Source organism: Sphingobium sp. FW305-3-2-15-F-TSA7, from assembly GCF_058787155.1.
In genome coordinates this window covers 44,809-64,754 of sequence record NZ_JBYSZM010000031.1, presented here as the reverse complement: position 1 = coordinate 64,754, position 19,946 = coordinate 44,809, and the positions used below count along the sequence as shown (strand labels likewise).

At 65.8% G+C, this 19,946-nt stretch carries 17 protein-coding genes; 12 read left to right on the top strand and 5 right to left on the bottom strand.

Going from position 1 to position 19,946, the window contains the following annotated elements; translation table 11 throughout:
* Positions 1 to 123: 123 nt before the first annotated feature.
* From AC3WN8_RS22130 to AC3WN8_RS22115, 4 genes are read right to left on the bottom strand one after another with little or no spacing between them, the layout of a single operon-like run.
* On the bottom strand, positions 124 to 423 hold the full coding sequence (locus tag AC3WN8_RS22130) for a non-heme iron oxygenase ferredoxin subunit (protein WP_492671658.1): 300 nt from the start codon (positions 421 to 423) through the stop codon (positions 124 to 126).
* The gene (locus tag AC3WN8_RS22125; protein ID WP_492671657.1) at positions 423 to 905 is read right to left on the bottom strand and encodes a nuclear transport factor 2 family protein; all 483 of its coding nucleotides are present in this window, start codon (positions 903 to 905) and stop codon (positions 423 to 425) included. The genes AC3WN8_RS22130 and AC3WN8_RS22125 overlap by 1 nt, the downstream gene beginning before the upstream one ends.
* Positions 902 to 1,273, bottom strand: a complete 372-nt coding sequence (locus tag AC3WN8_RS22120) for a hypothetical protein (protein WP_492671656.1) — start codon at positions 1,271 to 1,273, stop codon at positions 902 to 904. Before AC3WN8_RS22120 ends, AC3WN8_RS22125 begins: the two co-directional genes overlap by 4 nt.
* A gap of 29 nt (positions 1,274 to 1,302) precedes the next feature.
* Positions 1,303 to 2,511, bottom strand: a complete 1,209-nt coding sequence (locus AC3WN8_RS22115; protein WP_492671655.1) for an aromatic ring-hydroxylating oxygenase subunit alpha — start codon at positions 2,509 to 2,511, stop codon at positions 1,303 to 1,305.
* A gap of 395 nt (positions 2,512 to 2,906) precedes the next feature.
* Between AC3WN8_RS22115 and AC3WN8_RS22110 the strand changes: the two genes are divergently transcribed.
* From AC3WN8_RS22110 to AC3WN8_RS22095, 4 genes are read left to right on the top strand one after another with little or no spacing between them, the layout of a single operon-like run.
* Positions 2,907 to 5,312, top strand: coding sequence for a TonB-dependent receptor (locus AC3WN8_RS22110; RefSeq protein WP_492671654.1), 2,406 nt, complete (start codon positions 2,907 to 2,909; stop codon positions 5,310 to 5,312).
* A gap of 14 nt (positions 5,313 to 5,326) precedes the next feature.
* Positions 5,327 to 5,800, top strand: a complete 474-nt coding sequence (locus AC3WN8_RS22105) for a nuclear transport factor 2 family protein (RefSeq protein ID WP_492671653.1) — start codon at positions 5,327 to 5,329, stop codon at positions 5,798 to 5,800.
* A 26-nt stretch (positions 5,801 to 5,826) separates the two neighbouring features.
* Positions 5,827 to 7,062 (top strand): aromatic ring-hydroxylating oxygenase subunit alpha, encoded by a 1,236-nt coding sequence (locus AC3WN8_RS22100; RefSeq protein WP_492671652.1) that lies wholly within the window; start codon positions 5,827 to 5,829, stop codon positions 7,060 to 7,062.
* 6 nt (positions 7,063 to 7,068) lie between these two features.
* On the top strand, positions 7,069 to 7,413 hold the full coding sequence (locus AC3WN8_RS22095; RefSeq protein WP_492671651.1) for a hypothetical protein: 345 nt from the start codon (positions 7,069 to 7,071) through the stop codon (positions 7,411 to 7,413).
* Positions 7,414 to 7,445: 32 nt separating this feature from the next.
* On the opposite strand, the gene AC3WN8_RS22090 is transcribed toward AC3WN8_RS22095, so the two are convergent.
* On the bottom strand, positions 7,446 to 8,432 hold the full coding sequence (locus tag AC3WN8_RS22090) for a hypothetical protein (protein ID WP_492671650.1): 987 nt from the start codon (positions 8,430 to 8,432) through the stop codon (positions 7,446 to 7,448).
* 309 nt (positions 8,433 to 8,741) lie between these two features.
* On the opposite strand from AC3WN8_RS22090, the gene AC3WN8_RS22085 reads away from it, so the two are divergent.
* The 8 genes from AC3WN8_RS22085 (at position 8,742) to AC3WN8_RS22050 (ending at position 19,941) form a co-directional block, all read left to right on the top strand.
* The gene (locus AC3WN8_RS22085; RefSeq protein ID WP_492671649.1) at positions 8,742 to 9,308 is read left to right on the top strand and encodes an RNA polymerase sigma factor; all 567 of its coding nucleotides are present in this window, start codon (positions 8,742 to 8,744) and stop codon (positions 9,306 to 9,308) included.
* Positions 9,305 to 10,300: a FecR family protein gene (locus AC3WN8_RS22080; RefSeq protein ID WP_492671648.1), complete on the top strand. Its 996-nt coding sequence runs from the start codon at positions 9,305 to 9,307 to the stop codon at positions 10,298 to 10,300. Before AC3WN8_RS22085 ends, AC3WN8_RS22080 begins: the two co-directional genes overlap by 4 nt.
* A 203-nt stretch (positions 10,301 to 10,503) precedes the next feature.
* The gene (locus tag AC3WN8_RS22075; RefSeq protein ID WP_492671647.1) at positions 10,504 to 13,680 is read left to right on the top strand and encodes a TonB-dependent receptor domain-containing protein; all 3,177 of its coding nucleotides are present in this window, start codon (positions 10,504 to 10,506) and stop codon (positions 13,678 to 13,680) included.
* 1 nt (position 13,681) lies between these two features.
* Positions 13,682 to 15,775 carry a M13 family metallopeptidase gene (locus AC3WN8_RS22070; protein WP_492671646.1) on the top strand — a complete coding sequence of 698 codons (2,094 nt, stop codon included), beginning with the start codon at positions 13,682 to 13,684 and terminating at the stop codon, positions 15,773 to 15,775.
* Complete coding sequence (locus tag AC3WN8_RS22065) at positions 15,769 to 16,824, top strand: beta-propeller fold lactonase family protein (RefSeq protein WP_492671645.1); 1,056 nt, start codon at positions 15,769 to 15,771, stop codon at positions 16,822 to 16,824. The genes AC3WN8_RS22070 and AC3WN8_RS22065 overlap by 7 nt, the downstream gene beginning before the upstream one ends.
* Positions 16,824 to 17,294, top strand: coding sequence for a ubiquinol-cytochrome c reductase iron-sulfur subunit (gene petA / locus AC3WN8_RS22060; RefSeq protein ID WP_492671644.1), 471 nt, complete (start codon positions 16,824 to 16,826; stop codon positions 17,292 to 17,294). Before AC3WN8_RS22065 ends, petA begins: the two co-directional genes overlap by 1 nt.
* Entirely contained in the window at positions 17,291 to 18,721 is a 1,431-nt protein-coding gene (locus AC3WN8_RS22055; RefSeq protein WP_492671643.1) for an amidohydrolase family protein, read from the top strand. The genes petA and AC3WN8_RS22055 overlap by 4 nt, the downstream gene beginning before the upstream one ends.
* On the top strand, positions 18,718 to 19,941 hold the full coding sequence (locus tag AC3WN8_RS22050; RefSeq protein ID WP_492671642.1) for a serine hydrolase domain-containing protein: 1,224 nt from the start codon (positions 18,718 to 18,720) through the stop codon (positions 19,939 to 19,941). Before AC3WN8_RS22055 ends, AC3WN8_RS22050 begins: the two co-directional genes overlap by 4 nt.
* The last annotated feature ends 5 nt before the right edge of the window (positions 19,942 to 19,946 follow it).

Below are 19,946 nucleotides of genomic sequence, written 5' to 3'. Positions count from 1 at the left end.
TTCCGAGCCCGACCCGTCAACGCTGAATCATCATCTCTCCCTCCGCGTCTCCGCGCCTCCGCGTGAACTTATCGGTTTTGGGGAGTGGTTCACGCGGAGACGCGGAGGGGAACTCGAAGTAATTTAGATCAGATGGATCGCGCCGTCGCGTTCGATGACATTGTAGGTACGGATCGCGATCGAACAGGGGGCGCCCGTCGCTTCCCCGGTGCGGATGTCGAACCGGCCCATATGATAGGGGCAGACGATCTCGCCATTCTCGATCTCGCCCTCGGCCAGCGATGCGTCGCCATGGCTGCACAGATCGTCGGTCGCATAGACTTGGCCGTCGACGCGATAGACAGCGAGCACCCGGCCGTCGCCGAGATCGGCCTGGAACACCTCACCTTCGGGCACGTCGCCCGACGCGCAGAGCCGTTCCATCACGCCGCCGCTGGTTTCCTGAGTGACCAGGGCGGCGATGCGTCGCCCTGCACCCGGACATCCAGGATGACCTTGCTGAATTTCCATCCCTCTTCCCCTGATATGGCGGTGGCGTCATACCATCCGCCCAGCCATTGATCGCGCGGGCCGTCATCGGTCCGCATCGTGCACAATTCCCAGAGATACCATTGGCAGCCGGCGGAAAGGCCGTTTTCGGCCAGCACGACCAGCGGCGCGGTCATGTAATGGATCGACCACAGCACCCGGTCCGCCGCGATCGCGGCAAGTCCGCGCGCGATCGCGTCGCGCCCCGCCAGCGTGGCGAAGCCCTCCGACGACCATGTCGCATCCGGCGCGAACAGCGGTGCCATCATCGCGGGATCGTTCCGGCGATCGGCCCCGGCCGCATAGCGCGCGACGAGATCGCCGATCGCGAACCGCGCCTCGATGCGGTGCAGCCGCTGTTCGATGGTGTCGGTCACGATCCGGCCATGGGCGGCAGGCCGAGCGCGGTATCCTGCGCGCCATGTGCCGCGATGAAGCGCGTTTCCTCGAACGCATAGGGCACGCCCGGCGCGCCGCCATAAAGCTCGATATGCGGCGCGACTTCGGCCAGCGACAAGGCGAGATAATAAAGCGGGCGCAGATCCTCGGGCAGCTTGCCCAGCGGATGGGCGTCGACCGCCGCCAATATCGCTTCGGTGCGCGGCAGCACCGCATCGTAAAAGGCCCTGATCTCCTGGCGCGTCGCGGTTCGACGACGGGTCTGGCGCGCATCGGCGCTGGGCAGTGCCCAGTCGAGAAACGGCGCCAGCTCGGCAAAGGTGTCGGGCAGTGGGGAAGGGGACATTGTCGGTTCCTTGTTCGCGCGGTTCGGGATCACGCGTTGACGAAGCGTTCGACGACGACCGCGCCGTGGCGGATCAGGATCTCGTCGTCCTGCAGATGCTGCTGGGTCTTCGCCCGCGACTGCATCGCACGCTGCGTGTCCTCCATCGTGGCGGTGTCCTCCAGCCAGGCGTTGCGCTGGAGCGTCATCGCATGCTCGGTCGCCCAGCGCTGTCCGTTGGTCTGGGGCGCCTTGACGTAATAGCGCCCCTCCCACAGCGTCTTGTTGTGCGCGATCGGCCAGAACTGGTGCGTGAACCAGATGCCCTCCGCGACATGGATCAGCGTGTTGGGAAACAGCACGCTCAGCTCGAATGCGAAATCCGCGCGCTTGTCGGGATTGATCGTCGGCGGCAGCATGGAATCGGCGCGCGCGGAGACCAGCGACGCGCCCGCCATGGCGTTGGCGATGGCGGCGACCGGGGTGGGCTTGGCGTTCAGCGTCAGGCACACCGCGCATGTGCGATGGGGATCCATCAGCTTCACATTCTGGAGCCCGGTCGAAAAGACGTTGGGGAACGATCCGGCATGGATGGTGTCGACATGATAGGCCTCGGCAAAGGCGTCGTGCGCGACCTTCCAGTTGCAATCGAGATAGGTGTGATAGGTGAAGCCGTAATCGAGCGCGTCGAACGGATAGCCCGCGAAATGCGTGGCATAATCGCCCAGGAATTCGGCCAGGCTGTTGTCGGGCGTCTCCGCCAGATTGACGAACAGGAAACCTTCCCATGTGTCGACATGGATCGGCGCGAGCCCGTTCTGCGATTTCGAGAAACAGTCGTAGAAACGCTGCTCGCTCGGCACCTGCTTCAGCGCGCCCTCGGCGTCATAGACCCAGCCGTGGAAACGGCAGGTGATGATCGCGGCCTTGTTGCGGCCGAAGGTTTCCTCGCCGGTCTCGTTCACGACGGTGTTGCCGCGATGGGCGCAGGCATTGTGGAAGGCGCGGACCTTGCCGTCCTTGCCGCGCATCAGGATCGCGGAGGTGTCGGCGGCGGCCAGGCGCTTGACCTTATAGTCGCCGACCCTGGGGATCTCGCTTTCGCGTCCGACGCACAGCCAGACCTTGCGAAAGATCTTGTCCTTTTCCCGCTCGTACCAGTCGGGCGAGATATAGGGTTCGGTCGATATCGGGCCGGAACCGAGTTCGGGATATTGCTCCATCCAGCGATGCGCCGTTTCGGACAGCTTTTCAGACATGGGCCTGCTCCTTTTTTCAAGCTGATGCCGGGCGGATGCGCTTTCGTGGCGCGTCGCTCCCGATCTCAATGGTGCCACCATGTCCGCAGCATCGTGCATCTCGCTAGCCCGTCCCTGTCCGGGTTAGCCTGCGCGCGCATTGAATCGGTTTTGCGCGCGATCCGGCCCGATCCCGGCGGAGTTCCGGCGCGCGGCGCGCGTGCAGTCGATAGCAGCGACGGGATGGCCGCAGCGGGATCAGGCTAGCGGGAAATGACGGGTGGGGGTCTTTTGCGAGTGACCATGGGGTCGTCGAGACCGTCATGGATGTGAACCGGCAAAGTCGTTCGGCGCGCGCCCGCAAAGAGGCCGATCCGCCAGCCGACAATGCCGATCAAGGTGAGGGGAGAAAGATAATGACACAGCATGGTTTCGGCCGTTCGGCCCATATGCGCGCGGCGATCAGGAAATGCCTGCTGACCGGCGCCTCGCTGTCCGCGACGCTGATCGGCGCACCCACGCTGTTCGCGCAGGACGCGCCGGCGCCCCCGCCGGCGGAAGAGGAAAGCGCCGGCATCGAGGAAATCACCGTCACCGCGCGCCGTCGCGCGGAATCGCTGCAGGACACGCCGATCGCGATCTCGGCGGTGTCGGGCGAAGGCATTGCCGCGCGCGGCCTCGACAATGTCACGCAGATCGGGGACTTCACCCCCAATGTGAAATTCAACAGCTCGGTTCCGGTCTCGGCGAGCAACGCGACCGCGGCGATCTTCATCCGCGGCATCGGCCAGAACGACTATCAGCTGTCCGCTGATCCGGGCGTCGGTCTCTATCTCGACGGCGTCTATATCTCGCGCGGCGTCGGCAATGTGCTCGACGTGCTCAATGTCGAGCGGATCGAAGTGCTGCGTGGACCGCAGGGGACTTTGTTCGGCCGCAACACCATCGGCGGCGCGGTCAGCGTCGTCACCAAAAAGCCCGGCAGCACGTTCGGCGGCAGCCTCGACGTCACGACGGGGCGTTTCAACCGCGTGCAGATCAAGGGATCGATCGACGTGCCGCTGGCCGATGGCGTCTATACCAGCCTGTCGGCTTTCTATCACAATCGCGACGGCTATGTGAAAGGCGTGGTGCCCGGCGCCCCCGATCTCGGCGGCACCAACCAGCTTGCCGGCCGCTTCGCGCTGCGTCTCGAACCGTCGAGCGACGTCAGCATCGACATCGCGGTCGATGGCACCCGCGCACGCGAGCAATCGGCGCCCAATGTGCTAATCGCCCAGAATGAGAACGCCCCGGCGGCCGCGACCTGGAACGCCGCCTATTCGGGCGCGGCCGCGATCTGCGCGAGCGCGACCAATCCGGCGCGCTTTACCGACCAGCGCTGCTTCAACAGCCAATGGGCGCTGGCGCCCTATCGCCATGGCGGCACCTTCACGACGATCTCGCAGGTGTTCAATTCGGCGAGCCGCCGGCCTTATCAGTCCGCATCGGACCTCAATATCTGGGGCGTGTCCGGGGTGCTCGAATGGCGGCTGTCGGACGCGGTCACGCTCAAATCAATCACCGCCTATCGCAAGGTCACCGGCTTCTGGACGCGCGATTCCGATCACAGCCCGGCCACCATCATCCAGACCAACAGTGACTGGCGCCAGGACCAGTTCAGCCAGGAAATCCAGCTTGGCGGCGAAGCGCTCGACAAGCGGCTCAACTGGCTGGTCGGCGCCTATTATTCGAGCGAGAGCGGCAATCACCGGGATCTGGTCAACATCATCGACGCGGTGTTCCTGAGCGGCGCGGTGCTCGACGGCAAAAGCTATGCCGCTTTCGGTCAGGCCACGTTCGAGATCGTCGAGAATCTGAACCTGACGGCGGGCATCCGCTGGACCGAGGATCAGAAGACCTTCAACAACGCCAATCAATATGTGGTCGAGGCCGGCTTCTTGACCGGCGCGCCCTTCAATCCCGACGGATCGGGCCTGCAGGACGGCGATCCGCTGATGGGGCCGCTCGGCCAGAGCGCGACCATCAAGGACCGCGCCTGGACGCCGATGGCCAGCCTGTCCTATCGCTGGAGCCCGGAAATCCTGACCTATCTGTCCTATTCCAAGGGCTTCAAGGGCGGCGGCTTCACCCAGCGCGTCTTCCCGCCCTTCGCCTTCATCCCGTCCTTCGCGCCGGAAACGAGCGAGACCTTCGAAGCGGGCTTCAAGACCGATCTGCTCGATCGCAAGCTGCGGCTCAACGGTGCGGCGTTCATCAACAATTACAGCAATCTCCAGATCACCGTGAACGACCCGACCCTGGGCTTCGCCCCGATCATTCAGAATGCGGCGAAGGCGCGGATCAAGGGGCTGGAACTCGAACTGCTCGCCCAGCCGATCGACGGGCTGCGGATCGAGGCAGGGCTGGGTTATCTCGACGCCCGCTACCGCGAAGTCGACATCCGTGCGCTCAATGCGGGCGTCACCAAGGACACGCATCTCCAGAACGCGCCGAAATGGACGTTGAGCGCGGGCATTTCCTATGCCGTGGACATGGGCGACAGCGGCACGATCACGCCGCGCATCGACTGGTCCTACCGCTCGCGTGTTTATAACGACGCGGTCAACACGCCCGAACTGGTCCAGGACGGCTATCACCTGGTCAATGCCGCGATCGCGTACACCGACAAGGCCGAGCGCTGGAGCCTGTCGCTCGGCGTCCGCAATCTCACCAAGCAAGTCTATCTGGGCTCGGGCTATGCCGACTCGTTCGGCGGCATTTTCGAGGGCGTCTATGGCCGCCCGCGCGAATGGTATCTGACCGCCGGCTACAAATTCTGACCATGTTGCCGGACATGTCGTTGGAGGCGCGCATCGCCCGGCTGGAGGCGCATCAGGCGATCGAGCGCCTGATCGCCGACCTCGGGCACGGCTTCGACAGCGGCCCTTCCGCCGAGGCGTTGCGCAGTCTGTTCACCGCCGACGCGGTGTTCACGATCGACGGCTATGGCGCGCTGGCCGGTGCCGATGCCATCGCCGACGGGGTCGCCGGCAATGCCGATACGGGCTTTCGCTGGACGCTCCATTATCTGGTGTCGCCGCGCATCGACCTGTCGGCGGACGGCCGCTCGGCGGACGTCGCGTTCATGCTGTGGGAAGTCGCGACCGCGGCGAGCGGCCGCGCCTATTGGATCGGCGGCAGCTATTCGGCGGTCGCGGTCGCGGCGGACGACCGCTGGCGCTTCGATCGTCTGACGCTGAGCGCCGACCTGATCTCTCATTATCCCGAGGGCTGGCACGACAAGCCTGCCACCCTCGATCTGGCCTGAACCCAACCGGGAAGGATCATCGCACGATGCAAGACTTAGCCGAACCTCTCGACCATATCCGGCGCACGGTGCCGCAGATCCGCGACGAGCTGGGCGTCGCGCCGGTTCCGGTCCGGCCGATCCGCGATCCCGCCATCTACGCGCTCGAAAAGGAAAGGCTGTTCAAGAAGGTCTGGCTGAAGGTCGCGACCGCATGGGAATTGCCCAATCCCGGCGACTATAAGGTCAAGGAAATGCCGGTCGCCGATACCTCGGTGCTGATCGTGCGCGGCAAGGACGGCCGTATCCGCGCCTTCCACAATGTCTGCACGCATCGCGGCAACAAGGTGGTCCCCAACAGCGATTTCGAAAGCTTCGGCCGCGCGCGCGCCAATGTGCTCGCCTGCCGTTTCCATGGCTGGGTGTTCAGCACCGAGGGGCCGCTCAAATCGGTGCCGCTGAAGGATCATTTCGGCCAGATCGATACGGCTTGCCTGGGGTTGCGCCCGATCGCCTGCGACGAATGGCAGGGCTTCGTCTTCATCAATTTCGATCCCGAGCCTGCCCAGTCGCTCGCCGAGTATCTCGGCGATTTCGGAAGGCTGTTCGGCGGCTATCCCTATCATGAATCGACCACGGCGTTCCGCTATTCGACGGTGCTCGAATGCAACTGGAAGGTTGCACTCTATGCCTTTTCGGAGGGCTATCATGTGCCGACGATCCATGCCGGTTCGCTCCCCGGCTTTCGCGGCATCGAACATACCGATTTCAAGCTGATGGGGCCGCATGCGTCGTCGACCATCTATGGTGCGGGCATGGATGCGGCGCCCTCGACCCAGATGTTCGCGGGGGTCCTGCACGGCAGCGACGTGCATCGCCCGCGTCCCGATCTGCTGCCGCCCGCGATCAATCCCGATCGCCGCGCGGATTTCCAGTTCGAGCTGCCCAACATCTTCCCCAATCTGCTCATCCATCTGGCATCGGGATGCGGCTATCCCGGCATGTCCTATTTCACCCATCAATTCTGGCCGCTCGATCATGGCCGGACCTTGTGGGAGGGGATCAACTATTTCCGTCCGGCGGAGAATGCGGCGGAGCGCGCGGCGCAGATCCACGTCAACGCGCTGCACCGCAATGCCTGGCTGGAGGATACCGCGACGATGGAGGACACGTTCACGGGCATCATGTCGGGCGCGATCGACGAGATGCAGCTCATGGATCAGGAATTCCTGATCCGCCACGCCGCGCTGACGCTCGATCGCTATCTCGACGAAACGGACTGAACCACGATGACCACCACCCAATTACCCGCCGGCTTCCACGAACTCGAGCCGCTGGTCGCGCACTGGGCCAGACCCACCGAGAATGAACGCAACGCCATCCGGCTATCGGCTTCGGCGGCGGATTTCATCGGCTTCGACGCGCTCATGGCGCCCCGGCTCGAGGCCCTGCTGGCGCATCTCGCCACGCTTCCGGCGCGGCCCGACGATCCGGCGGACTATAACGCCCTGCTATTGGCCGCCGCCTTTGCCGAAGCCGCGCCTCATCACGAATTGTACGGCGACAGCGCGCAGGTGCCCTACAGCTTCGACGCCCGCCGCTTCACGCCCGATCATGGTGGCGAGGCGATGTGATCGCAGGGAATCCGGCGCGCGCAGCTTGCTTCTCAATGGTCGATCCTTGCCGAAGCGGATGATGGCGCCTTCAGCATGGCGTCGAGCGTGGCTTCGAAATCCACCCCATGGACCTGGCGGAGGATCGCCGCGCGGCGCCTCAGCTCGGCCTGATAGTCCTGATCGCGGTAGATATCGGTGCGGGGCTCGACCGGGGCGCCGATTTCCAGGTTGAGAAGGCCACCCACCACCAGCGCAGCCGCGGGCCAGGGCACCTCTGCCATCGGCGGCGCCGTCGCCTTGCCATCCACCATCATTTCGATTGGCTCGTCGGCGGGAACCATATCGCCGAACGAGCGGCGTCCCAATTCCATATCCTCGATCAATATCAGGCCAGGCGCCGGCGGCAGGCCGAGTTTCGCCGCGATTCCGGCATCGGGGAGCATGATCAGCGACAGCATCGCACCCGGATGCCGGGCCCGGACGATCTGGCCCATGGTCGGCTTTTCGGCGGTATTCCGGGGCAGCGCCTGCCATAGATGCGGGCTGCCGGCGATGATTAGCGCCCGCCGGCCGGGTTTCAGGACCTGGTTTTCGAGCATGTCCGCGAAGAACTGGTCCCGAATGCGGTAGCGTCGATAGTCCTCGGCGCTTTTCACCCGGGACCAGTCGATCGGGGGATCGGCGAGCAGCACGCGGACGGGCTTCGCGCACATCTTGCGTGCATTGGCGTCGCGAACCGCGTCGAAAAACCCTTCGTACAGTGGGGAATCCCACACCATCCATTGGCCGGTATCGCGCCAGATGGTGCGCTTTTCCGGAGGCGACACCGGTGCGCCGCGACGATAGCCGACATAGCGGTCGGCGATGTGCTGCAACCGGCTGTTGCCGAACTCGACGACGATGTCGTCGATGCGGCACAGAATGCGCGGGTCGGCGACTAGCCGGCGATACAGATGATGGATCGACGCCTGACGATGAAGCTCGCCCAGACCGACCAGGGGATGCGTGTCGAGCGCGGCGGCGATACCTGCGATCATGGGCTCCACCGCGTCTGCCGGGGCTGTCGGTGATGGTGCCGCCATTCCGATGCAGGGCCAGGCAAGGGCTGCGCATGACAGGATCCTGCTTGCGGCCCGCATCGCTCCGATCGTCTTCCTCACCCTTTGCGCAATCATATCGATCCGTCCCGATTTTCGTCTCGAACGGTTAGACCGGCGGTGGGGACGTTCCCGGTACGGCGGTGTCGCAAAAAAACATCGGGCTTGTCGTCACGGGATTTTGCGGCTCGTCTGTCTTGAGAAGCGAGGGCTGGTCGAGGTCGATGCCCGGAGGATGCACTTTCGCTGATGATTGACGATGCGGCGCTCAGAGCCTGGTTTTGCGAGGAAGTGCTGCCGCACGAAGCGATGCTCACGCAGTTCATCCGTCGCAATTGGCCGGTTTCCGCCGATGTCGACGATCTGCGCCAGGAGGTTTACGAACGTATGGTGATCGGCGTGCGCAACGAACTGCCGCGCAATGTGAAATATTATCTGTATGCGGTCGCGCGAAACCACCTGATCAATCGCGCGCAGCACGAGCGTGTTGTCTCGTTCGAACTCGTTGCCGACATGACGACGAAGGAGGACGCATTCGATCATCCGGCGCCCGAACCCAATCTGATCGCACGCGATGAGTTGCGCCGGGCACAGGTCGGGCTCGACAATCTGCCGCCGCGCTGCCGCGAGGTCGTCCGGCTCCGTAAGGTCGACGGGTTGTCCACGGCCGAAACCGCGACCCATCTCGGGATCAGTATCGACACTGTCGAGAAGCAGCTGACGCTCGGCATGCGCGCGCTCGTCGATTTCATGCTGGGCGGGGCTGGCCGGATCAGTCGGCCCGGCCGGTCGCACAGAAAGATCGGGCGCAGATGACGGCGCAACGCTCTCTTCAGGACGAGGCCGCGCAATGGGTGCTGCGCAGCGAAGAACCGGGCTGGTCCGAGGCCGATCAGGTGCAGCTCGACGCCTGGCTCGCGGCCTCTACCGCGAACAAGGTCGCATTCTGGCGTCTGCAGCATGGCTGGCGCGCGGCGGATCGCATCGGCGCGATCGGTGCCGTCGCGGATATGCCGGCACCCATCATCTCACGCTTTTCCTTCGACTGGCGCCGGCCGATACCGGCGATCGCGGCATCCTTGTCGTTTCTGCTCATCGTGGCGGTGATCGTTGCGAGCGGAAAATTGCCGGTGCCGTTTTCGCCGGAACCCGTCCGGACGATCGAATTGGCGCGCGTGGAGACCGCCATCGGCGGGCACAAGATCGTCGGACTGCCCGACGGCAGCCGCGTCGAACTCAACACCGCCACTGCCATTCGGGCCGGCGTGGACAAGGGGCGCCGCGAAGTCTGGCTCGACAGCGGTGAAGCCTATTTCGACGTTGCAAAGGATCCGGCCAGGCCCTTCGTCGTTCATGCGGGATCGCGGATGATCACCGTGCTGGGCACCAAATTCTCGGTGCGTCGCGCGCGGGGGCGGGTGACGATCATCGTGTCGGAAGGGCGGGTGCGCGTGGATGAGGTGCGCGGCGACATGGTCGACCGGTCGGCGACGATCACCACCGGCAATATCGCGGTGGCCGAAGGGCCGACGATGTTGATCGCCGACCGCAGCGAGGATCGCGTGCAGGAAAAAATGGCCTGGCGCGAGGGCCGGCTGGTTTTCGACGGCGATACGCTGGGCGAGGCGGCGGACGAGTTCAATCGCTATAACCGAAAGCAGATCGTGATCGCCGACCGCGATGTCGCGCAGATGGCGATCGGCGGCAGCTTCGAGGCCAAGAATGTCGATATATTCGGCCGGCTGCTGCGCGAGGCCTATGGTCTGAAAGTCATCACCGACGAAGAAAAAATATATATCTCGCGTTAATGCGTAACGGATTTCGGATGTGCCGACTGTCTTACTGATCAGACAACAATGGTACATCGGGGGAGTGATCAATGCGGGGGATGGTATTCGCGCTTGCGACGAGCGCAGCAATTATCGTGTCTGCTTCACCAGTTCATGCAGCGGATGAAATCCGTACATTCAATATTCCGGCGGGTAATCTGAAATCTGGGCTGGATGCCTTTGTGCGGCAATCGGGCCGGCAGGTCATCTATCGGATGGAGGATGTCCGCCCCGTCCGTACCCGCGGCGCGAAGGGGCAGCTGGGCGTGATCGCCGCGCTCGACCGGCTGCTGGCGGGCAGCGATCTCGCATCCTATGTCGATGCATCGGGCGCGGTCGCCATCCGCCGCCGCCAGGGCGCGGCCGCCGAGCAGCCCGCCGCGACGGACGCGGTCGCGATGGCGGGCCCGGCTGCTGAGGAGGCACCGGCGATCGTCGTCACCGGATCGCGCATCCAGCGCGTCAACGTCGAATCCCCCGTGCCCGTCACCACGATGCGCGGCGAGGAGTTCTTCCAGACGGGCAACACGTCGATCGGCGAGGTGCTCAATGAAATGCCGAGCTTTCGCAGCACCGTCACCCAGGCCAATTCGACGCGGATCCTGGGTGGATCGGGCCTGAACCTGCTCGATCTGAGGGGCCTGGGCACCGATCGTACGCTGGTGCTGCAGAACGGGCGCCGCCATATCGCCGGTTCGCCCAACGGATCGGCGCCCGACGTCAACGCAATTCCGACCGAACTGATCGAACGCGTCGATATCGTGACGGGCGGCAGTTCGGCCGTCTATGGTTCGGACGCGATCGCCGGCGTCGTCAATTTCGTGCTCAAGCGCGATTTCGAAGGCCTGCGTATGCGCGGACAGGCCGGGATCAGCCGCTATGGCGATGCCGGCCAATATTTCCTGAGCGCGACGGCGGGCACCAATTTCGGCGACGGGCGCGGCAATGTCGTCGTCAGCGCCGAATTCGCCAGGCAGGACGATTGGTATGCGTCGCAGCGACCCGACTATAATCGGCTGACCGCCTATCTGCAGGTCGACCAGGATGCGCCGGGCCTCGCCAATGGCAGCGACGGCGTGCCCGATCGCCGGCTGTTCAGCGATATTCGCTATCTGGATGCCAGCAATGGCGGCCAATATGTCGTGCTCGCGCCCGGCGCCGACGGGCATCTGCCGGCTTATCTGTTCCAGCCCGACGGTTCGCTGGTCCTCCAGACCGGCGACCGCATCGGCCTGGCGCCCTTCGGTTTCTACCAGGGCGGCAACGGATCCAATCTGCAGGAGGGGCGCCAGCTCGGCCTGGCGCCCGATGTCCGGCGCTACAGCATCAACCTGCTGAGCCATTTCACGGTCAGCGAGGCGTTCGAGCCCTTCATCGAGGCGAAGTTCGTGCGCTCGGATGCGCTGGGCAGCTCGGTCGGGCCGTTCTTCTCGATCGCTGACCGCAGCCCGCGCGAAAGCTATCGGACCGACAATCCCTATCTTTCCGCCGCCGCAGCAAATCTGATCCGCCAGACCATGGGGATTCCGGCGGGGCAGGATGCGCCATTCTATTTCGCGCGCAACTTCCTGGAACTGGGCACGCGGCAGGAAGCGACGCGGCGCGACACCTGGCGCGTCGTGGGGGGCGCCAGGGGCCGCTTCAACGGCGACTGGCGCTACGAGGCGTCGGTCAACGTCGCTGAGGTCGATACGCGCACCCGCATCCTCGGCAATGTCGACATGCAGCGCTATCTGCTGGCGATCGACACGGTGCGCGATCCCGCGACCGGCCGGATCGTCTGCCGCTCCACCATCAATCCCGCCGCTGCCCGAACCTATGAAGGCGCCACGAACCAGGCCTTCGCCGCCGGCCGGCTTGGCGCCGACGTCGCGGCCTGCGCTCCGCTCAATCCGTTCGGAGAGGGCAATATCTCGCAGGCGGGGAAGGATTATCTGCTCACCGATTCCATTGCCCGATCGAAGCTGAGCCAGTTCGTGTTCAACGCCTTCGTCAACGGCGACAGCAGCGACTGGTTCGAACTGCCGGGCGGTCCGGTCGGCTTCGCGATCGGCGCCGAATATCGGCGCGAGCGGCTGCGCAACACGCAGGATCCGCTGGTCGAGGCGGGGCTGACTTTCTACACGCCCGCGCCCGCCTTCCTGCCGCCGGCCTTTGCGGTGAAGGAAGTGTTCGGCGAAATCAGCCTGCCGTTGCTCGCCAATCGGCCTTTCTTCCGGGAATTGACCGTCAACGCCGCCGCGCGCGCCGCCGATTATCGGGGGCGGGCGGGTACGGTGCTCGCCTGGAACGGCGGCATCGAATGGGCGCCCGTCGACGATCTGCGCTTCCGCGCCAATTATGCGACGGCGGTGCGCGCACCCAATCAGGTGGAGGTGTATCGCCCGTACAGCCAGCATTATTCGGCCGGACTGATCAGCGACCCCTGTTCCGTCCAGAATATCGGTTCCGGATCGTCGGCGCGCGCCGCCAATTGCCGCGCGGCGGGCGTGCCTGTCGGTTTCGACAAGGTCTATATGACATCCTTTCCCTATCAGGCCGGCGGCAATCCGGACCTGAGGGAGGAACGATCCAAGTCGTTGACCGCGGGGCTGGTCTTCCAGCCGCGCTGGATCCCCGGCCTGTCGGTGACCGTCGACTATTACGACATCAAGGTGGAGGACGTGATCACCTCGCCCGGCGTGCAGCAGGTGCTCAACGCCTGTTACGACGCCAGCGGGATCGACAACCAGTTTTGCAAGCTGTTCGCGCGCAATATGGGGTCGACGCCTGGACCGAACGGCGAGAAGCCGGGCGAGATCATCCAGAACAGCCTGGACCTGACGCCGCTCAACTATGCCGCGCTGCGGACGCGCGGGCTGGACGTGGGCGCTGCATTCCGCCGCCGGATCGCCGATGTCGCGACCGTCGGCCTCAGGCTCAACTACACCCATGTCCTGCAGAATGATTCCTTCCTCGATCCGGAGAATCCGGGCCGGGCGGACCGCAATCTGGACGAGATCGGCTTCCCGCGCGACGCCTTCAATCTGGCGCTCGATATCGAACGCGGTCCGATCACCCTGGGCTATCAGCTCAAATATGTCGGCCGGATGACCCCCGGCGCGATCGAGAACATCAAATCGGTGCAGGGGCGCCCCGCCGAGGATCTCGACGCCTTCGACGTCCGCTATCTGCCGAGCGTGGTCTATCACGACGTGCGGGTCTCATTCGACGTCGATCGCCGCTTCAACACCTATGTCGGCGTCGACAATCTCACAAATCGGCGCCCGCCCGCGGGGCTGGTCGGGATCACGCCGGGATCGGGCGTGTACAGCAATATCGGCCGCTTCTTCTACGTCGGCGTGGCGGCGCGGTTCTGACATGGCGCGACATGATGAAGGCGGGCGCAGGCCCGGCCGGCTGCCCATCGCCGGCACGGCGATGCTGGCCGTCATCGCGATGGCGATCGCGCCGCAGGTGCAGTCGGCCCCATCCGAACCGGCCGCAGTGCGGCCGGGCGGACGGGGGCAGGCGGAGATCGGCCGCTGGGGCTTCGATCTGGCGGGCATGGACAGCAATGTCGACCCCGGCAATGATTTCCATCTCTACGCCAGCGGCGGCTGGGTAAGGGCGACGCCGATCCCGCCCGACCAGATCGGCGTCGACGCATTCACCGCGCTGGAGGATCTGTCGGCACGGCGCGTGCGCGCGATCCTTGAGGAGCAGGCCGGCAAGCCCCGATCAGCGATCGGCGACTATTATGCCAGCTTCATGGATCGGCAGCGGGTGGATGCGCTGGGCCATGGCCCGATCGATCCGCTGCTCGCCGAGATCGACCGCGCGGCGGATGTCGGCGCGCTGGCGACGGTGATGGGCACGCTGACGCGGATGAAGGTCCAGGCGCCGTTCTGGACGATGGTCGAGGCCGACGATCGCGTGCCCGAGGCGGCGATCGTCATCGTCCATCAGGGCGGGCTCGGCATGCTCGAGCGCCAATATTATCTCGACAAGGGCAAGGATCTCGACGCCCGGCGCGATGCCTACCGCCAATATCTGGCCGAACTGCTTGCCTTGCTCGGGCAGAAGGATGCGCAGGCGCGGGCGGGCGCGGTGTTCGACTTCGAGGCGGCGCTGGCGGCGGGCCAATGGCCGCAGGTCGACACGCGCGATCCCGACCGCGCCTATAACCGGCTGAGCATCGACGAGATCCGGCGCTCGGCGCCGCAATTCGCATGGGACGCCTATCTGCGTGCGGCGGGTTTCGAAGGGCAGGGGCGCATGCTGATCCGCCAGCCCGATGCGATCGCGAAGAATGCGGCGCTGATGGCGACGGCGGCCCCTGCGGTGGTGCGCGACTATCTGAAGCTCAGGCTGCTCCAGGCCTATGCGCCCTATCTGTCGCAGCCGTTCGTCGACGCGCATTTCCGGTTCAACGGAACGGTGATGAGCGGTGCTCCGCAGAACAGCCCCGAATGGAAGCGCGCGGCCGATCTGGTCTCGATGACAATGGGCGACGCGGTGGGCCGGATCTACGTCGAGCGCCATTTCCCGCCCGAAGCGAAGGCGGAGGCCGACCGGCTGGTCCGCGAGATCCTGGCCGCCTGGGACCGGCGGCTGGGCACGCTGGCCTGGATGTCTCCGCAGACGCGCGATCGTGCGCGCGCCAAGCTGCGCGCGATGGTCGCCGAGATCGGCTATCCGATCCGCTGGCGCGACTATGCATCGCTTGCGATCCGGCGCGACGATCTGTTCGGCAATGTCCGGCGCGCCCGCGAGTTCGAGCATCAGCGCCAGCTGAACATGCTGGGCAGGCCGATCGACAAGCGGCAATGGTATACCGACCTGCCCGCCATGGCGGTGAACGGCTATGCCAATCACCGGTCCAACCAGATCGTGTTCAGCGCCGGGCTGCTGCAGCCGCCTTTCTTCGACGCTCATGCCGATCCCGCGCTCAACTATGGTGCGATCGGCGCGGTGATCGCGCACGAGATCGGCCATCATTTCGACGACCAGGGCGCGAAATATGACGAGCGCGGCGTGCTCAGCACCTGGTGGACGCCCGAGGACGTCAGCCGTTTCAACGCGCTGACCGAGGCGTTGGTGAAGCAATATGACGCCTATGAGATCTTTCCGGGCAAGTTCGTCAGCGGCCGGCTGACCGTGGGCGACAATATCGGCGATCTGGCCGGTGTGACCGTTGCCTGGGATGCCTATCGCCATTCGCTGGGCGGCAAGGAACTGCCGGTGAAGGACGGGCTGACCGGCGACCAGCGCTTCTTCCTGGGATGGGCGCAGATCTGGCGCGTCAATTACCGCGAGGCCGCGCGCATGCAGGCGCTGCGCACCGATGTCCATGCGCCGCCCGAACAGCGCGTCTGGATCGTCCGCAACCTGCCCGGCTGGTACCGCGCATTCAACGTGCAGCCGGGGCGTGCACTCTACCTGCCAGAAGAGAAAAGGGTTCGCATATGGTGACTGTAACCGGACGGCTGCTCTGCGGCCTGGCCGCCGCCGCGCTCGCGCTGCCGACGGCGCTTCATGCCAAGCCGTATCTCTATGTCCAGAACGGCGAGAGTGGCGATGTTTCGGTGATCAGCATCCCCGAACATGAGCTGGTGAGCGTGATCCCCGTCGGCCATCATCCCGACGACGTGATCGGATCGCCCGACGGCAAGGCGGTCTATGTCAATGTCGGTATTTCCAAGTCGCATGGCTGGGGCGTTCCCGATTCCGGCGAGATCGTCGCGATCAGCACCGCGGACGACCGGATCCTCTGGCGCCTGCCGCTGAAGGACGGATGGCCGCATCATCTGAGCATCTCGAAGACGGGGACGCTCTACGCGCCGCTCTACGACCGCGCATATCTGGAGGTGATCGACACCCGGCGCGGGGTGGTCACCGGCCGGCTCGACGGCCAATGGGGCATGCACACCACGCGGCTGTCGGCGGACGGCAAGCGCCTCTACGCCGGATCGATGTTCACTCAGTCGATCTATGTGCTCGATACCGAGAAGAACCGGCTGGCCAAGCTGCTGAGCTTCCAGGACGGGGTGCGCCCGTTCACTTTCACGCGCGACGAAAAGACGCTCTATACGCAGCTCTCGCGCCTGCACGGCTTTGCCGTCGCCGATCTGGAGAGCGGAAAGGTGACGCGGACGGTGCGCCTGCCCGGCCTGCCCGCCGATTTCACGCCGCCGCTCGAATGGCCGCACAACGTCAATCACGGGCTGGAGCTGTCGCCCGACGAGAAATATCTGTTCGCCGCGGGCAGCATCATCAACACTGTCTCCATCTATACGCATCCCGGGCTGGAACTGGTGAAGACGATCCCGGTCTGCGCGGGTCCCAACTGGATCACTTTCGCGCCCGACGGCCGATACGCCTATGTCGGCTGCCGCACGAGCAACGAAGTGAGCGTGATCGACGTCGCCACTTTGCAGGAACTCAAGCGGGTGAAGACCGGCGGCAAGGGTTCGGCGCGCGTCAAGGTGGTCGACGTGCCCGGCCGCGTAACCAGGCCGTGATGCCCGGCATCCGTCGGCGCGAGATGCTGGCCGGTTTGGCGGCGCTGCCCTGTGGCCGGACGGCCGCGCATGACGACGCCGGGCCGCTGCTGGTACGGCTCGACGGGATCGGCGAAGGCGAGCAACTGCGCATTGCCTGGCGCGGCCAGCCCGTCTTCGTCCGTTACCGCAGTGCGGCGGAGATCGCGGCGGTGCGCGCGGTGCCGCTCTCGACGCTGCGCGACCCCGAACGCGACGAGGATCGCACGCACGATCCCGACTGGCTGGTGGTGATCGGCCGCTGCACGCATGAAGGGTGCGAGCCGTTCGCCGGGCTGGGCGACGATGGCGGCTGGCTGTGCCTGTGCCACGGTTCGCAATTCGACCTGTCCGGGCGAGTCCGCAAGGGGCCGGCGCCGACCAATCTGCCGGTGCCGCCGCATCATTTTCCTGCGCGCGCCATGCTTGCGATCGGCGGAGGAGAGGCATGAGCGTGTGCCGCGTCGTCCGGCTGCTGCCCATGCTGCTGCCGTTCGTCACGCCCGCTATCGCAGCGCCGGCACCCAAGGAAACTCCGGAAACGCTCGCCATCGTCGGCGCGGAGGTGCTGCCGATGACCGCGCAGGCCCGCCTGCGCGACCAGACGATCATCGTGCGCGGCGACAGGATCGTGCGCATCGGCCCGCGGCGGCGCGTTAGGGTGCCGCCGGGTGCGCGCCGGATCATGGCGCGGGGGCTGGTGGTGATGCCGGGCCTGGTCGACATGCATGTCCATCTGCCGGATGCCGCGACGGCGACCGACGGCGCGCTGCGACGCTCGCTCGCGCTGATGATCGGATCTGGTGTGACGACGGCGCGCGCGATGCAGGCGCCGGCGGTCGCGCGCGATGTGCGTTCGGCGGTCGAGCGCGGCACTCTGCTCGGCCCGCGCCTTTATGTGGCCGCGCCGATCGTCAACGACGACAACGCAGCGACGGCCGAAGCCGGTCGCGCGGCGGTGCGCAGCGCGGCGGATGGGCGATACGACCTCGTCAAGGCGCACCAGATCACGCATCCGGCGGTCTGGCGCGCGCTGATCGATGAAGCGCGCCGCGCCGGGCTGCCGGTGGCGGGCCATGTCGACAATGCGGTCGGCCTGCCCGCGGCGCTCGCGGCGGGGCAGGAGGTCGAGCATCTCGATGGCGCGATCCAGGAATTGCTGCCGAAACATGGCGCCGATCTCGAACCGTTCGCGCAGGTTCCGCCGCCAGCGGTGGTCGCTGCCGCGTCCGCCGCCGAACCCGCGCAGGTCGACGGCCTGGCGCGGCGCGTTGCCCGGGCGCGATCCTTTCAGGTGCCGACGCTCGCATCGTTCGAACGCGCCTTCGATCCTGCCGCGGACACCCGTGCCCTGGCGGCGGGCATGGCGGCCTGCCTGGCCGATGCCGAACAGCGCCGGACCTGGCCGGCGCGCCGCGCAGCCATGCAGCGGGCGATGCCGGTGGAGGCCGCCACGGCCTTTGTGCGCCTGCGCCGCGCGATCGCCGCGGCCTATGTGCGTGCGGGCGTACGCATCATGGCCGGATCGGATACGCCGCAACCCTATCACCTCTGGGGCGAAGGGCTGTTGAGCGAACTCAAGGCACTCGCCGCCGCGGGGCTGACGCCGATACAGGCCTTGCGCAGCGCGACGGTGGTGCCGCGCGACTATTTCCGATCGCTGCCCCGGCGGGGATCGGCGCTGGGCTGGGCCGCCGATTTCGGCACCGTCGAGGCCGGCGCGCGCGCGGACCTGCTGCTGCTCGAAGACGATCCCTCACGCGACCTGGATGCGCTGCGTGCCATCCGCGCGGTCGTCGCGGGCGGCAGGCTGCATGACCGAGCGGAACTCGACGCGCTGGCCGGCGCCGCGCACTGCAGGGCGGAGGCGGGACGATGACCGGCACGCCGGTCTACCGGCGCGATGCGGTCCGCATGCTGGCATGGCTGGGCACCGGCCTGACGGCATCGGCGATGCCGGGGCGATCCTGGGCGCGCGCGACAGATGATGCGTCGCGCGATGCCGCGAAGCTGCTGTTCCTGGAGGGGGACGCGCAGATCCGCGCATTCCGCAACATGGACCGGCTGTTCGCGACGCGGCCCATCCGCAGGGGCGGCGTGACGGCACCGTTGCCGCGCGCCGCGACCGGGCCCGACCTGGTGTTCAGCCATGACGGGCGCGACTGGACCCTGGCCCAGTTCATGGCGTTCAATCGCGTCGCCAGCCTGGTGGCGGTGCACAAGGGTCGGGTCGTGCTGGAGCGCTATGCGCTGGGCAACGACGCCGCGACGCTATGGACATCCTTTTCGATGGCGAAATCGGTGACCTCGCTGCTGGTCGGGGCCGCCATTGCCGACGGACAGATCGGCGCGGTGACCGATCCGGTGGTGCGTTATCTGCCCGCGCTCAAGGGCACGGCGTTCGACGGGACGATCATCCGCGATCTGCTGCGCATGTCCTCCGGCATCCGCTGGAGCGAGAATTATCTCGATCCCGCATCCGACGTGAACCGGCTGCTCGCGCTTTCCGCCGCACGCGATCGCAAGGGCCAATTCTTCGCGCATCTGGCATCGCTGCCGCGTGCCTATCCGCCCGGGACCGTCCACCAGTATAAGACCGGCGAATCCTGCATGCTGGGTGAAGTGGTGGCGGCCGCGATCGGCGGTCCGCTGTCGCCCTATCTTTCCGAGCGAATCTGGCAGCCGATGGGCATGGAGGCCGACGCCTATTGGGTGTGCAATGCCGAAGGGGACACCGAATGGGGCGGGGGCTGCATCAGCGCGACGGCGCGCGATGTCGCGCGGCTGGGCCTGTTTTGCCTGAACGACGGCATCGCCGCGGGGCGCCGGATCCTGCCGGCGGGCTGGATGGCGGAGTCCACCCAGCCATCGGCACCGCACAAGGCGAATGGCAGTGCGTCCGACTATGGCTATCAATGGTGGATCCAGCGCACGCCCGCCAATTATCGGGCCGAAGGCGTCTTCGGTCAGCTGCTCCATATCGATCCTGCGGCGGACCTGCTGCTCGTCCTGCAAAGCGCCTGGCCCAAGCCCTCGGAAGCGCCGCGTGACGCGCTGAATGCCGCCTTTGCCCGTGCCCTGACCAAGGCCCTGGCCTGAATCCG